Source organism: Nocardioides sp. dk884, from assembly GCF_009557055.1.
In the GTDB taxonomy this organism is placed as follows: Bacteria; Actinomycetota; Actinomycetes; order Propionibacteriales; family Nocardioidaceae; genus Nocardioides.
Genome location: NZ_CP045649.1, coordinates 4096330 through 4109885, shown reverse-complemented (window position 1 = coordinate 4109885; position 13556 = coordinate 4096330). Strand labels below are relative to the sequence as shown.

General features: G+C 73.5%; 13 protein-coding genes. 10 read left to right on the top strand and 3 right to left on the bottom strand.

What is annotated here, in order from left to right:
• Window positions 1-23: 23 nt before the first annotated feature.
• Window positions 24-716, bottom strand: coding sequence for a GntR family transcriptional regulator (locus GFH29_RS19595; protein ID WP_153325402.1), 693 nt, complete (start codon window positions 714-716; stop codon window positions 24-26).
• A 44-nt stretch (window positions 717-760) separates the two neighbouring features.
• On the opposite strand from GFH29_RS19595, the gene GFH29_RS19590 reads away from it, so the two are divergent.
• Window positions 761-1327: a VanZ family protein gene (locus tag GFH29_RS19590; RefSeq protein WP_153325401.1), complete on the top strand. Its 567-nt coding sequence runs from the start codon at window positions 761-763 to the stop codon at window positions 1325-1327.
• A gap of 44 nt (window positions 1328-1371) precedes the next feature.
• Complete coding sequence (gene hisC / locus GFH29_RS19585; protein ID WP_228387636.1) at window positions 1372-2469, top strand: histidinol-phosphate transaminase; 1098 nt, start codon at window positions 1372-1374, stop codon at window positions 2467-2469.
• Window positions 2470-2479: 10 nt separating this feature from the next.
• Here the strand turns inward: hisC and GFH29_RS19580 are convergent, their stop codons facing one another.
• Window positions 2480-3385, bottom strand: a complete 906-nt coding sequence (locus tag GFH29_RS19580) for a M15 family metallopeptidase (RefSeq protein ID WP_228387635.1) — start codon at window positions 3383-3385, stop codon at window positions 2480-2482.
• An 82-nt stretch (window positions 3386-3467) separates the two neighbouring features.
• Here GFH29_RS19580 and GFH29_RS19575 point away from each other — a divergent pair, with 82 nt between their 5' ends.
• From GFH29_RS19575 to GFH29_RS19560, 4 genes are all read left to right on the top strand, one after another.
• Window positions 3468-4469 (top strand): glutathione S-transferase family protein, encoded by a 1002-nt coding sequence (locus GFH29_RS19575; RefSeq protein WP_153325400.1) that lies wholly within the window; start codon window positions 3468-3470, stop codon window positions 4467-4469.
• 9 nt (window positions 4470-4478) lie between these two features.
• Window positions 4479-5420: a cation diffusion facilitator family transporter gene (locus GFH29_RS19570; RefSeq protein WP_153325399.1), complete on the top strand. Its 942-nt coding sequence runs from the start codon at window positions 4479-4481 to the stop codon at window positions 5418-5420.
• A 289-nt stretch (window positions 5421-5709) separates the two neighbouring features.
• Window positions 5710-7011 (top strand): HNH endonuclease signature motif containing protein, encoded by a 1302-nt coding sequence (locus tag GFH29_RS19565; RefSeq protein ID WP_153325398.1) that lies wholly within the window; start codon window positions 5710-5712, stop codon window positions 7009-7011.
• 755 nt (window positions 7012-7766) lie between these two features.
• Window positions 7767-8237, top strand: coding sequence for an SRPBCC family protein (locus tag GFH29_RS19560; RefSeq protein ID WP_228387634.1), 471 nt, complete (start codon window positions 7767-7769; stop codon window positions 8235-8237).
• Between the two features lie 21 nt (window positions 8238-8258).
• On the opposite strand, the gene GFH29_RS19555 is transcribed toward GFH29_RS19560, so the two are convergent.
• Window positions 8259-8714 (bottom strand): SRPBCC family protein, encoded by a 456-nt coding sequence (locus GFH29_RS19555; RefSeq protein WP_153325397.1) that lies wholly within the window; start codon window positions 8712-8714, stop codon window positions 8259-8261.
• A 218-nt stretch (window positions 8715-8932) separates the two neighbouring features.
• On the opposite strand from GFH29_RS19555, the gene pdhA reads away from it, so the two are divergent.
• From pdhA to GFH29_RS19535, 4 genes are read left to right on the top strand one after another with little or no spacing between them, the layout of a single operon-like run.
• Window positions 8933-10096 (top strand): pyruvate dehydrogenase (acetyl-transferring) E1 component subunit alpha, encoded by a 1164-nt coding sequence (gene pdhA / locus GFH29_RS19550; protein ID WP_153325396.1) that lies wholly within the window; start codon window positions 8933-8935, stop codon window positions 10094-10096.
• Window positions 10093-11073, top strand: coding sequence for an alpha-ketoacid dehydrogenase subunit beta (locus GFH29_RS19545; protein ID WP_153325395.1), 981 nt, complete (start codon window positions 10093-10095; stop codon window positions 11071-11073). The genes pdhA and GFH29_RS19545 overlap by 4 nt, the downstream gene beginning before the upstream one ends.
• 19 nt (window positions 11074-11092) lie before the next feature.
• Entirely contained in the window at window positions 11093-12523 is a 1431-nt protein-coding gene (locus tag GFH29_RS19540; RefSeq protein WP_153325394.1) for a dihydrolipoamide acetyltransferase family protein, read from the top strand.
• Window positions 12524-12558: 35 nt separating this feature from the next.
• The gene (locus tag GFH29_RS19535) at window positions 12559-13554 is read left to right on the top strand and encodes a DUF2804 domain-containing protein (RefSeq protein ID WP_153325393.1); all 996 of its coding nucleotides are present in this window, start codon (window positions 12559-12561) and stop codon (window positions 13552-13554) included.
• Window positions 13555-13556: the final 2 nt, after the last annotated feature.

Genomic DNA, 13556 nt, shown 5'->3' with positions numbered 1-13556 from the left:
CCCCGGGCATCAGCCCCCGGGCTTCAGGACTCGGGCTCGAGCGCGAGGGCGGTGATGATCTCGTCGGCGGCGCCCGCCAGGTGGTCGCGCAGGAACTCATGCGCCGCGTCGACGTCGCCGGACTCCAGCAGCAGCACCAGCCGGGTGTGGTTGTCGGCCTCGTCGTGGGCGTTGCGGCGCAGCCGCTCGACCTGGGCGAGCGCGAGCTTGAGCTCGGTGACCAGCTGCTCGGCCATGTGCACCAGGCGCGGGCTGTCGGCGAGCGCGACCAGGGAGAGGTGGAAGGCCAGGTGCTGCTCGTTGAGCTCCTGGTAGCTGCCGCCGGCGTGCACGGCCGTGGTGTAGGCCTCCAGCGTCGTACGCACCTGGCGGCGCAGCGCGGCGTCGGCCTGCGGCCAGGCACGTACGCCGGCGCCCTCGAGGACCCAGCGGGCCGCGCAGATGTCGCGGACCGACGCGGCCTCGGGCGTGGCGACGCTGACGCCGCGGTGGGGCTCGCGGGTGGCCAGGCCCTCCGCGACCAGCAGGGTGAGCGCCTCGCGGACCGTGGGTCGCGAGACCCCCAGGGAGGCGGCGAGGGCGACCTCGCGCAGCGCGGTGCCCGACTCGAGGTCGCCGTCGAAGATTGCGCGGCGCAGCTCCTGGGCGACCCGGTCCACGGCGGTGGGCGGCTCGAGGTGCAGCGTCCCCGCGGCGACGGGGACCGGATCGGACATGGCCCCATTCTGGCTCACGGGGCCCGCCCATTACCGTCGGCGCCATGTTCCCGGTCGGTGGGGTCGAGGTGATGCTGCTCGGCGTGGTGCTCTCGGGCCTGGTCTGCCTCGGCCTCGCCGCGGCGCTGCGGCCCTTCACCGGCACCCGTTGGGCGCTCCTGGCCGGTGGCCTGTGCTGGTCGCTGGCCGTGATCGCCTGCGTGACGCTGCTCCCGGCGGACTCGGCGCCCGGGATCGTGCCGGCCGAGACCCGCAGCGAGACCTGCTCGTGGGACGTCGGCGGCCCGGCGCCGGACGGGTTCTGGATCTTCTCGGGCGGGCAGCGGCTGCTCAACGCGCTGGTGTTCGTGCCGGCGGGGGCACTGCTGGTGCTGGCGCTGGCCCGCTGGCCGCGGCTGATGGTGCTCACCGTGCCGGTCGGGCTGGTCGCGCTGGGCGCCTACTCCGTGGGCATCGAGATCGTCCAGCTGGAGCTCGCCCGCCTGGACCGGGCCTGCGACGCGACCGACATGGTCGACAACGCCACCGGCGCGGTGCTCGGCGGGCTGCTCGGGCTGGGGCTCGCGCCGCTGGTGCGTCCGTGGCGCTCGGGCCGCCGCCGTCGCGCGTAGGTCGGCGCCTCGGAAGTGACGGCGCTCACATCTAGGGTGATCCCGTGACGTCCCCCCAGCACTCGCCGCCCCCGCTGCCGCGCCCGCGCGCCACGATCGCCGAGATCCCGGCGTACGTCGCGGGTCGTCCGCCCGCGCTGCGCCCGGGCCTGACGGCGTACAAGCTGTCCTCCAACGAGAACCCCTACCCGCCGCTGCCCGGCGTGCTGGAGGCCGCCTACGAGGCGGTGGGGCAGATGAACCGCTACCCCGACATGGGGGCGGTCGCGCTGCACGCCGCGATCGCGGAGTTCGTCGGCGTCCCGGTCGAGCAGGTCACCGTCGGCACCGGCTCGGTGGCGCTGATCTATGAGATCGTCCAGGCCTTCTGCGAGCCCGGCGACGAGGTGGTGATGGCCTGGCGCTCCTTCGAGGCCTACCCGATCGCGGTCGCCGCGTCGGGGGCGACGGCGGTGCGGGTGCCGCTGCTGCCCGGCGGCCGCCACGACCTCCCCGCGATGGCCGCCGCGATCACCGACCGCACCCGCGTGGTGCTGGTCTGCACCCCCAACAACCCCACCGGTCCCGCGGTCACCCAGACCGAGCTCGACGCGTTCCTCGCCGCCGTGCCGCCGCACGTGCTGGTCGTCGTCGATGAGGCCTACAGCGAGTTCGTGCGGATGGCCGACCCGGTGGACGGCATCGCGACTCTCCGCCGCCACCCCCAGGTGGTCCTCACCCGCACCTTCTCCAAGGCCTACGGCCTGGCCGGGCTCCGGGTCGGGTACGCCGTGGCCGCCGCGCCGCTGGCCGCGGCGCTGCGCGCCGTGTCGCTGCCGTTCGGGGTCCCGCACGTCGCCCAGGTCGCTGCGATCACCTCGCTGGGCCGCCGCGACGACCTGCTCGAGCGCGTGGAGGCGCTCCTCGCCGAGCGCGCCCGCGTCGTGGCCGGCCTGCGCGACCGCGGCTGGGAGGTGCCGGACGCCCAGGGCAACTTCGTCTGGTTCGACCTCGGTGAGCGCACCGCAGCGTTCACCGAGCACGCCGAGAGGCTCGGCATCACGGTCCGCCCGTTCCCCGGCGAGGGGGTCCGGGCGACGATCGGGGAGCCCGAGGCCAACGACCGGCTGCTCGAGGTGGCCGCGGCGCTGCGACCGCGCTGACGCGCGCGGCTCAGCGCCCGGTCGCGCTGAAGTGCTGGTAGTCCTTCAGCGAGGTCCAGGCGCCGCCCCAGCCCCAGCCGATCCGGGCGAACGCCGCCACCACCGGGCCGTCGGCGGTGATCATCCCCGGGCGCACCGGCGTGCGGCGGGCGTACGACGTCGCCAGCTCGGGCAGCACCAGGTCGCCGCGCACGTAGGGGTTCTGGAACGGGTTGACGTCCACCGCGCGCCCCGACGCGTGCTCGGAGTACGACGAGCCGCCGGTGATCGGGCGGCACACGAACGCGCTGGTGTCGTTGCCGTCGCCGGTCGGGGTGGCGTCCTGGTCGGCGCGGGTGGTGATCACCATCCGCTCCAACGGGAAGTCGGCTCGCCACAGGTCGCCGAAGACCTGCACGAGGTCGTCGGCGTCCTGGCGCTGGACCAGCAGCTCACCGGTGTGCCGGGCGCCGTCGAAGCCGCGGAAGGTCACCCGCAGCCAGGCCAGCTGCTCGCGCGCGACCGGGCAGCCGGGCCGCCAGGTGGACCGGGCGAGCACCCACGCAGGTGCGGGCGCCACGACCCGCGAGGCGTAGCCGCGCCCGGGGAGCATCCGCACCGGGTCGGGGAGGGTGAAGGCGCGGCGGCGCAGCTCCGGCGGTGTCGTCTGCGCCGCGGCGTACCCGTCGGGCCCGGTGGGCAGCTCCCGGGTGCCGAGCCAGGCCGGCGGCGTGGTGCCGGGACGCGGGGGCGGCGTCGGTGTCGGGCTCGCGGAGGTCGAGGAGCTGGGTGCCGGGTTCGCGGGTGTCGAGGCGCTCGGGGGGCGGCTCGGTGTCGGTGCGCTGCTGGGCTCGTCGGTGCCGCCGCAGCCCGCACCCGCGCCGATCAGGACCACGGCCGCGGCGGCGGCGAGGGGGGCGCGGAGGGGGCGGGACACGGTGCCGACGCTACGCCGCGGGGCGTCGCGGGACGCGTTGTCGTCGGCGCCGTGTCGTTGACCGTTCACCTAGGGTGGAGAGATGGGAGCCAATGCCGAGCAGACCGCGACGTACGTCGAGAAGGGCAAGGCCTTCGATCGGGACATGAGCTACATCCCCGACCGGATCCTCGCCGGGGAGCGGCCCGCCGACCCGCTGGACGCGGCGTACGGTGGCCGCGCGGACGTGCAGGTGTGGCCCGTCGAGCCGGGTCGCTACCGCCTGATCGCCGCCCCGGCGTGCCCGTGGGCCAACCGCACCCTGATCGTGCGCCACCTGCTGGGCCTGGAGGACGTGCTGAGCGTCGGCCTGCCCGGCCCCACCCACGACGCGCGCAGCTGGACCTTCGACCGCGACCCCGGCGGGCGTGACCCGGTGCTGGGGATCGAGCGGCTGCAGGAGGCCTACTTCGCGCGCTACCCCGACTACCCGAAGGGCATCACGGTGCCCGCGATCGTCGACATCGCCAGCGGCGGGGTCGTGACCAACGACTTCCCCTGGATCACCCACGACCTGTTCTTCGAGTGGCGCGAGCACCACCGCCCCGACGCCCCCGACCTGTGGCCCGCCGACCTGCGCGAGGAGATGGAGCAGGTCATGAAGCGGGTGTTCACCGAGGTCAACAACGGCGTCTACCGCTGCGGGTTCGCCGGCTCGCAGGAGGCCTACGACGCGGCGTACGAGCGGCTGTGGGCGGCGCTGGACTGGCTCGAGGAGCGGCTGGCGACCCGGCGCTACCTGATGGGCTCGGCGATCACCGAGGCCGACGTGCGGCTGTTCACCACGCTGGCGCGCTTCGACGCGGTCTACCACGGCCACTTCAAGTGCAACCGCCAGAAGCTCACCGAGATGCCGCACCTGTGGGGCTATGCCCGCGACCTGTTCCAGACGCCGGGCTTCGGCGAGACGATCGACTTCGAGCAGATCAAGGCGCACTACTACGTCGTGCACACCGACGTGAACCCCTCCGGCATCATCCCCGCCGGCCCGGACCTGTCCGGCTGGCAGGAGCCGCACGGGCGCGAGGAGCTCGGGTCGATCTAGCCTGAGTCCATGGGGCACAGCCACGGGCACGGCCACGGGCACGGGGGCGGGGGCCACGCGGCCGGGCGGGCCGCGGACCGCCGGCGCCTGCGGATCGTCCTCGGCGTCACCGCCTCGGTGATGGTGCTGGAGATCGTCGGCGGCCTGCTGACCGGCTCCCTCGCGCTGCTCGCCGACGCCGGGCACATGGCCACCGACGCGGGCGGGGTGGTGCTCGCGCTCGGGGCGTCGTACCTCGCCGCGCGCCCGGGCGGACCGCGCTCGACCTTCGGCTACCACCGCGCCGAGATCCTGGCCGCCGCGGTGAACGGGCTGGTGCTGCTCGGCGTGTGTGCGTACGTCGCGTGGGCCGGCATCAGCCGGCTCGGCGACCCCACCCCGGTCGACGCGGCGCCGATGGTCGGCGTCGCGCTGGTCGGCCTGGTCGCCAACGTGGTGTCGCTGAGCGTGCTGAACCGCTCCGACACCGGTTCGCTCAACATGCGTGGGGCGATCAGCGAGGTCTTCGCCGACCTGGTCGGCTCGCTGCTCGCGGTGGTCGCGGGCGTGGTGATCTGGACGACCGGCTGGGAGCGCGCCGACGCCGTGGCCTCGCTGGCGATCGCGGCGCTGATCCTGCCGCGCGCGATCCTGCTGATCCGCGACGCAGGCGTCGTCCTGCTCGAGATCGCCCCCGACAGCGTCGACCTCGCCGCCGTCCGCGAGCACCTGCTCGGAGTCCCCGGCGTCGTCGACGTCCACGACCTGCACGCCTGGACCATCACCAGCGGCATCCCGAGCCTGTCGGCCCACGTCACGGTCACCGACGCCTGCCTCGCCGAGCGTGGCGTCGGCGCCACCCTCGACGAGCTCAGCCACTGCGTCGCCGAGCACTTCTCCGTGCAGCACGCCACCTTCCAGGTCGAGCCCGTCAGCCACCGCTCGCACGAGGACCTGGGCGAGGCGCACTGAGGGACGCCGTCGGCCGGGCGGTGCCGCGCCGGTCGAGCCCGTCGAGACCGCGGTCGCCCCGTCGGTCGAACTCGTCGAGACCACGGCCCAGGAGTCGCGACGTCCGCTCGCTGGCGCTCGCTGCTCGACCGCCGGCGCCCCGTAGGTCGGCCCTGCCAGTCGGTCGGCCCTGCCCCGTCGGTTGTGCGCTGTCCTGTCGGTCGAGCTCGTCCAGATCGCTGGCGAGGAACCTGGTTAACGGCGGTGGAGAAACCCTTGTCGTCGAACGTGCGTTCGAGTAGAATGAGGCATGGCCGACCACGAGCTCCCCGACTGCGACACCCCAGCCGCCGTGCTGGCGTTCGCACAGTCGCAGCGGGCTGCGGTCCAGCGGGCCGAGTTCCTGGTCTTAGAGGCGGCGCTGGCGTGGGCGGCGATGCACCCAGCGGAGTCGGTCTCGACGCAGACGCCGACCGTGGGGTGGATCTTCGGCGAGGTGGCGGTGCCGCTGGGTGGTGAGGGGACGCCGTTGGTGGCGGAGTTCGCGCCGATGGAGCTGGGCGCGGCGCTGGGGATGTCCACCGACTCCGCGCGTGCGTTGGTCGGGTCCGCGCTGGAGCTGGCGCACCGGTTGCCGCGGACGTGGAAGCAGATGAAGTCTGGTGTGGTCCCGGTCTGGAAGGGCCGCCGGCTCGCGCAACTGACGTTGAGTCTTCCGCCCGACGGTGCGGACTTCGTGGACCGGCAGCTCGCCGGGACCATCGAAAAGGTCGGTTGGGCGGGCATCGAGCGGCTCGTCGACCACGCCCGGGTGGTCTTCGACCCCGAGGGTGCCGAGAAGCAGCGACGGGAGGCCGCCGACGGACGCCGCTTCGACGTGCACACCGGCGAGGCGACCCATGACGGGACCGTGCGGGTCGAGGGCGAGCTCGACCTCGCCGATGCGCTCGATCTGGACACCGCGATCCGCCAGGGCGCGGAGGAGCTGGCTGCGCTTGGCTCCACCGAGTCGTTGGACGTCCGCCGCTCGATGGCAGCCGGTGAGCTGGCCCGGCGCCAACTGGCCTTCGACCTCCGCGCCGAAGCCGGCGACGGCGACACTTCCGTGGTGAAGCCCCGGCAGGTGATCATCCACGTGCACCTCTCTCACGCGGCGATCAGCCCTGACGAGGCCGGCATCGCGAGGATCGAGGAGACCCGGTCCATCGTCTCCACCGAGCAGGTCCGTGACTGGTGCAGTGGCGATGCCCAGGTGGTGATCAAGCCGGTCATCGACCTCGAGGCCCACCACCACACCGACGCCTACGCGGTCCCCGACCGCCTCGCCGACCAGGCCCGTCTCGCCCAGCCTGTCTGTGCCTTCCCCTGGTGCGAACGCCCTGCCCGACGCTGCGACACCGACCACGTCACCGCACACGGCGCCGGCGGTCCGACCTGCTCCTGCAACCTGGCGCCGCTCTGCCGGCGACATCACCGGGCCAAGACCCACACGGCCTGGACCTACGACAAGACCGACGCCGCGACGTACCTCTGGCGATCCCCACACGGGCTGCACCTGGTGAAGGACCGCGCCACCACCCGGTTCGTCACCGCGCACCCGCCCGACGAGTAGATCGACCGCCCCGGACCCCGCCTACATCCAGTCGGCGGGGCCGCATCCCTGTCCGGGCACGGTTCGGTAGCGGTTGGCTTCATGCGAGGTGTTCGGGACGCTCCTACAAGTGCCCCAGGGGCGTGGGGCGGGGGTTCTCAAGGCATCGGTCGAGGTCGCGACCGGCACCGGCACCGGCACCGGCTCGAGGACTTCGGCGTGGGTGCTGGGCCTGGCACGAGGAGGGCGATCCGGGCCGCGGCGCCATCCACTGGCAGGCGTCGCCGACGTGCACGTGACCGGACCCGGCTGGGACAGGAGGCCGACCACCACGCCGACGCCTACGCGATCCCCGACCGGCTCGTCGAGCAGACCCGTCTCACCCAGCCGGTGTGCGCGTTCCCGTGGGGCAAAGTCCGCGCGGCGCTGCGACGTACCTCTGGCGATCCCCCACGGGCTCCACCTGATGAAGGACCGCCCCACCACGCGGCTCGTCACCGCGCACCCGCCGGACGAGTAGGTCTCCAGCCCCGGACCCCGCCAGCACGCCGCCGGCGGGGCCACGGGCATGTCCGGGGACGTCGCCGCACGGCTTCTGTCTCGTGAAGGGTCACGCTGCGACCCGGCTCGTCACCGCCCATGCGCCCGATGAGTAGAACCATCGCCCCGGCCCCCGGCCGGACATGCGCCGCCGGGGCGACAGTCACGTCCTGCTCGACCGCCCCCGCAGGCCAGGTGCGAGGGTGTGGCCCAGGGGTCGAGGGGGAGGAGTCGCCGTGGCGACGAGGACGGTGGAGGTCCAAAGCGAGGTGCCTGCGTCCGCGGCGGCGGTGTGGGCGCGGGTGGTTGATCCCGACGGCATCAACCACGAGATGCGGCCCTGGCTGACGATGCGGATGCCGCGCGGCGCGGCCGGGCTGAGCGTGGACACGGTCCCGCTGGGTCAGCCCGTGGGGCGCGCCTGGCTCCGGCTCTTCGGCATCGTCCCGTTCGACTTCGACCACCTGAGGATCGTCGAGGTCGAGGCGGGGGTCCGCTTCCTCGAGAGCTCCACGATGATGAGCATGCGGCGCTGGGAGCACGAGCGGGTGCTGACGCCGGTCCCCGGCGGGACCCGGGTGCACGACCGGGTCACGCTGCAGCCCCGGCTGCCCGTGCCCGGCCTCGCCGCGGTGCTGGCGCTGGTGGTCGACGCCTTCTTCCGGCATCGACACCGTCGCCTGCGGCGCTACTTCGCGCGGCGGTGACGCCGCGGTGACGCCGCTCGCTCAGGACGCCCGGCGGGCGTCCTGCTCGGCGGCGTCCGAGAGGCGGACGAGGGTCTGCTCGATGCCGCGGCGGTTGCGCTTGGTGATGCCGAGCAGCTCATACATCTTGGCCTGCACGCCGCTGACGCCGGAGTAGTCGAAGGTCTCGGTGATCCGGGTGCGCTCGCCGTCGGGCTCGAGCTCGTAGCGCCAGATGTGGCCGCCGGGGTGCTGCCAGGCGAGGCGGCGACCCTCCTCGAACTCCACGACGGTGCTGGTGATCTTGTACGGCACGCCCATGCGCATGCTCATGCCGAACTTCGCACCGAGCGAGAGCCGGTCCGGCCCGGCGATGGCGTCGCGGACGGTGCCCGAGCCGTCCACCCGGGAGTGCTGGCGGGGGTCCGCGATGATGTCGAAGACGACGTCCGCGGGAGCGGTGGTCGTCGTGCTGGCGAGGACGCGTCGTGAGGTCATGGCGCTCAGCCTAGGGAGGTGGCCCTCACGAGGGGGCTGAGTTGGCCCCGGGGGTGCGTGGGGCTAGGTTGTGCGGCACGCGATCCTGTGGTCCCGGTCACAGGTTCTCTGCAGGGTCTCTCAACAGGATCTGCCCTCGGCGCCCCACCCCGGCGCCCGCGGGCTGGCACATCCGGTCGGCGGCGATCCCGCAGTCCGGTGAAGCGAAGGAGCGCTCCATGGCACAGCAGTCCGGCGACGGCTTCGGCCCCGATCTCGCCGACGTCTTCGGCCCCGCCCACTCCGACGGTGGTCCCGAGCTGGTCCAGCTCTTGACCCCCGAGGGCGAGCGGGTCCACCACCCCGAGTTCGACCTCGACTTCTCCGCCGAGGAGCTGCGCGGCTTCTACCGCGACATGGTCCTCACCCGCCGCCTCGACGTCGAGGCCACCGCACTGCAGCGCCACGGCGAGCTCGGGATCTGGGCCCAGCTGCTCGGCCAGGAGGCCGCCCAGATCGGCGCCGGCCGCGCGCTGCGCCCGCAGGACCACGTCTTCCCGACCTACCGCGAGCACGGCGTCGCCTGGTGCCGCGGCATCGACCCGCTCCAGCTGCTCGGGCTGTTCCGCGGCGTCGACCACGGCAGCTGGGACCCCGAGGAGCGCCACTTCGGCCTCTACACGATCGTGATCGGCGCCCAGTGCCTGCACGCGGTCGGCTACGCGATGGGCATGCAGCGCGACGGCGACGTCGGCACCGGCGACCCCGACCGCGACGCCGCGGTGCTGGCCCACTTCGGCGACGGCGCCTCCTCCCAGGGCGACGTCAACGAGTCCTTCATCTTCGCGGCGTCCTACAACGCCCCGGTGGTGTTCTTCTGCCAGAACAACCAGTGGGCGATCTCCGAGCCGATCGAGCGGCAGAGCCGGATCCCGCTCTACCAGCGCGCCCTCGGCTTCGGCTTCCCCGGCATCCGCGTCGACGGCAACGACGTCCTGGCGACCTACGCGGTGACCCGCGCGGCTCTCCAGCGCGCCCGCGACGGCCAGGGCCCGACGTTCGTGGAGGCCTACACCTACCGCATGGGCGCGCACACCACGACCGACGACCCGACCCGCTACCGCCTCTCCGACGACGTCGAGCGGTGGAAGCTGCGCGACCCGATCGCGCGCGTCGAGGTCTACCTCAAGCGCAACGGCCTGGTCGACGAGGCGTTCCTCGAGGCGGTCGCCGACGAGGCCGACCAGCTCGGCGCGACCCTGCGCGAGGGCTGCAAGGCGCTGCCGGACCCGGCGCCGCTGAGCATGTTCGACCACGTGTACGCCGAGATGACCGAGGAGCTCGCCGCCCAGCGCGACGGCTACGCGGCGTACCGCGAGACCTTCGAGGGAGGCGTGGCATGAGCCAGCGCGTCACGCTCGCCAAGGCCCTCAACATGGGGCTGCGCCGGGCCATGGAGGACGACGACAAGGTCTTGTTGATGGGTGAGGACGTCGGCAAGCTCGGCGGGGTCTTCCGGATCACCGACGGGCTGCAGAAGGACTTCGGCGAGGACCGGGTCATCGACTCCCCGTTGGCCGAGTCCGGCATCGTCGGCACCGCGGTCGGGCTGGCGATGCGCGGCTACCGCCCGGTCGTGGAGATCCAGTTCGACGGGTTCGTCTACCCCGCCTACGACCAGATCGTGTGCCAGGTCGCCAAGATCCACTACCGCAGCCGCGGCCGGGTGAAGATGCCGATGGTCATCCGGATCCCGTACGGCGGCGGCATCGGCGCGGTCGAGCACCACTCCGAGAGCCCGGAGGCGCAGTTCGCGCACACCCCCGGGCTCAAGGTCGTCACCTGCTCCAACCCCGTCGACGGCTACTGGATGATCCAGCAGGCGATCGCGTGCGACGACCCGGTGGTCTTCTTGGAGCCCAAGCGGCAGTACCACGCCGACAAGGCCGACCTCGACGACCAGGCCACCCCCGATCCGCTGTTCACCTCCCGCATCGTGCGCCCCGGCACCGACGCCACGCTGATCTCCTACGGCCCGATGGTGAAGACCGCGATGAAGGCCGCCGAGGCCGCCGCCACCGAGGGGCGCTCGCTGGAGGTCGTCGACCTGCGCACCCTCTCCCCGCTCGACATGACGCCGGTGCTCGACTCCGTGCGCCGCACCGGCCGGGCCGTGGTCACCCACGAGGCGCACGTCAACCTCGGCATGGGCGCCGAGGTCGCCGCGCGGATCACCGAGGAGTGCTTCTACTCCCTGGAGGCCCCGGTGCTGCGGGTGGGCGGGTTCGACACGCCGTACCCCGCCTCGCGCATCGAGGAGGACTTCCTGCCCGACCTCGACCGAGTGCTCGACGCCGTCGACCGCTCCTTCGACTTCTGACGCCACCGAGGGGACCCGGATGCCCGAGTACAAGCTGCCCGACGTCGGGGAGGGCCTCACCGAGGCCGAGATCGTGGCCTGGAAGGTCGCGGTCGGCGACATCGTCGCCATCAACGACGTCGTGGTCGAGATCGAGACCGCCAAGTCGCTCGTCGAGCTGCCCTCCCCGTACGCCGGGGTGGTGAGCGCGCTGCTCGTCGAGGCCGGCCAGACCGTCGAGGTCGGGACCCCGATCATCGCGATCGGCGAGCCCGCCGCGGCGACCCCCGAGGCCCCCGCCGCCCCGGTGGTCGAGGCCCGCATGGAGATCGACCTGTCCAACCCCGCCGCCAGCGGGGGCGGGGAGGGCGAGAGCCTGGTCGGGCGCAACAAGGCCGAGCGCGGCCCGATGCGCCGCCCGCGCCGCGGGTCGGCCTCGCCCTCCACGCTCGCCGGAGCCGCGGCCCAGATGCAGGTGCAGGGCGCCTTCGCCCCGGGCGGCGCGCAGTCGCAGGACGTCGTCGAGGCCGACGAGCCGGCCGTGCCGGCCACGGCCGCACGGGTGCCCGCTGAGCGGGTGCGCGCCCTGGCCAAGCCGCCGGTGCGCAAGCTCGCCAAGGACCTCGGCGTCGACCTCGCCGACCTCGCCCCGACCGGACCGCACGGCACGATCAGCCGGGCGGACGTCGAGGCGGCGGCCGAGGTCCGGATGCCGGAGCACTACGAGGACCGCGGCGCGGGCGTGCCCGGCGTGCACCCGATGGCCGGGGCCCGCGAGACCCGCGAGCCGGTCAAGGGCGTGCGCAAGATGATGGCCCAGGCGATGGTGGAGTCGGCGTTCACCATCCCGCACGTCACCGAGTGGATCACCGTCGACGTCACCCGCACCACCGAGCTCCTCGGACGGCTGTCCGCCCACCGCGAGCTGCGCGGGGTCAAGATCTCGCCGCTGCTGGTGGTCGCCCGCGCCGTGCTGCTCGCGATGCGCCGCACCCCGCAGATCAACTCCTGGTGGGACGAGGCGGCCCAGGAGATCGTCGTGCGCGGCTATGTGAACCTGGGCATCGCCGCGGCCACGCCGCGGGGCCTGGTGGTGCCCAACATCAAGGACGCCGACGCGCTCTCGCTGCGTGAGCTCGCCGAGGCGCTGGCCGAGCTCACCGCCACCGCGCGGGAGGGGCGCACCCAGCCCGCGGAAATGAGCGGCGGCACCTTCACGATCACCAACGTCGGCGTCTTCGGCGTCGACGCGGGCACGCCGCTGATCAACCCCGGGGAGTCGGCGATCCTCGCCCTCGGCGCGATCAACAAGCGTCCCTGGGTCGACGAGGACGGTGGCCTGTGCGTCCGCGACGTGACCACCCTCGCGCTGTCCTTCGACCACCGTCACATCGACGGTGCGCTCGGCTCCCGCTTCCTCGCCGACGTCGCGGGCATCCTGGAGGACCCGGCGAGCGCCCTGATGTTCTAAAGCGGGGGCCGACCCGCCCCTGCTTGACTGACGCCGTGCCCGAGCGCGAGATCACCAGCCCCGTCGACCTCTGCCAGCCCGACGGCCGGCTGGACCCCGCGGCCGTCGGGTGGACCCGCACCCCGCTGCACCGCGCCAACCTGCGCCGCGGCCCGGGCTGGTGGGGGCGCACCAAGCGCTGGGAGTACTGGGGCGTCGTCACCCCCACCCACGTGCTCGGCCTGGTGGTGTCGTCCCTCGACTACGCCGGCGTGCTCGGGATCTACCTGTTCGACCGGGTGACCGGTGAGGAGACGTCGTACGACGAGGTGGTGCCGCTGGCGCGCGGGGTGGTGCTGCCCGACCGCGCGGGGCGCGGGCCAGTGAGCGCGCACGGGCCGAGGACGTCGTACACCTTCGACCAGGGCACGACCGCGACCCGGCTGCAGGCCAGCGGGCCGGACGTCACCGTCGACCTCGAGGTGGCGGTGGTGCCCGGCCAGGACTCCCTCGGCGTGGTGGTGCCGTGGGGGCGCCGGCAGTTCCAGTACACCGTCAAGGACCTCGCCCGCCCGGTCACCGGCACCCTCACCGCCCACGGCACGACGTACGACGTGGGCGGCGCGGCCGGGGACGCCTGGGCGGTGCTCGACCACGGGCGCGGGCGCTGGCCGTACTCGATGACCTGGAACTGGGCGGCCGGCAGCGCCGCGGGCCGCGCGATCCAGCTCGGCGGCAAGTGGACGGTCGGCACGCCGCACACCGAGAACGCGCTGCTCCTCGACGGCCGGCTGCACAAGATCGAGGAGGAGCTGGTCTGGTCCTACGACCGCACCGACTGGCGCCGGCCCTGGGAGATCCGCGGCGAGCGGGTCGAGGCGCGGTTCCACCCCTTCCACGAGCGGGTGGCGCGGACCAGCCTGGTCGTGCTCGCGGGGGAGACCCACCAGTGCTTCGGCCACTTCACCGGCTGGGCCAGCACCGACGACGGCGAGCGGGTCGACCTCGACGGGCTGGTCGGCTGGGCCGAGGAGGCGCGCAGCCGCTGGTGAGC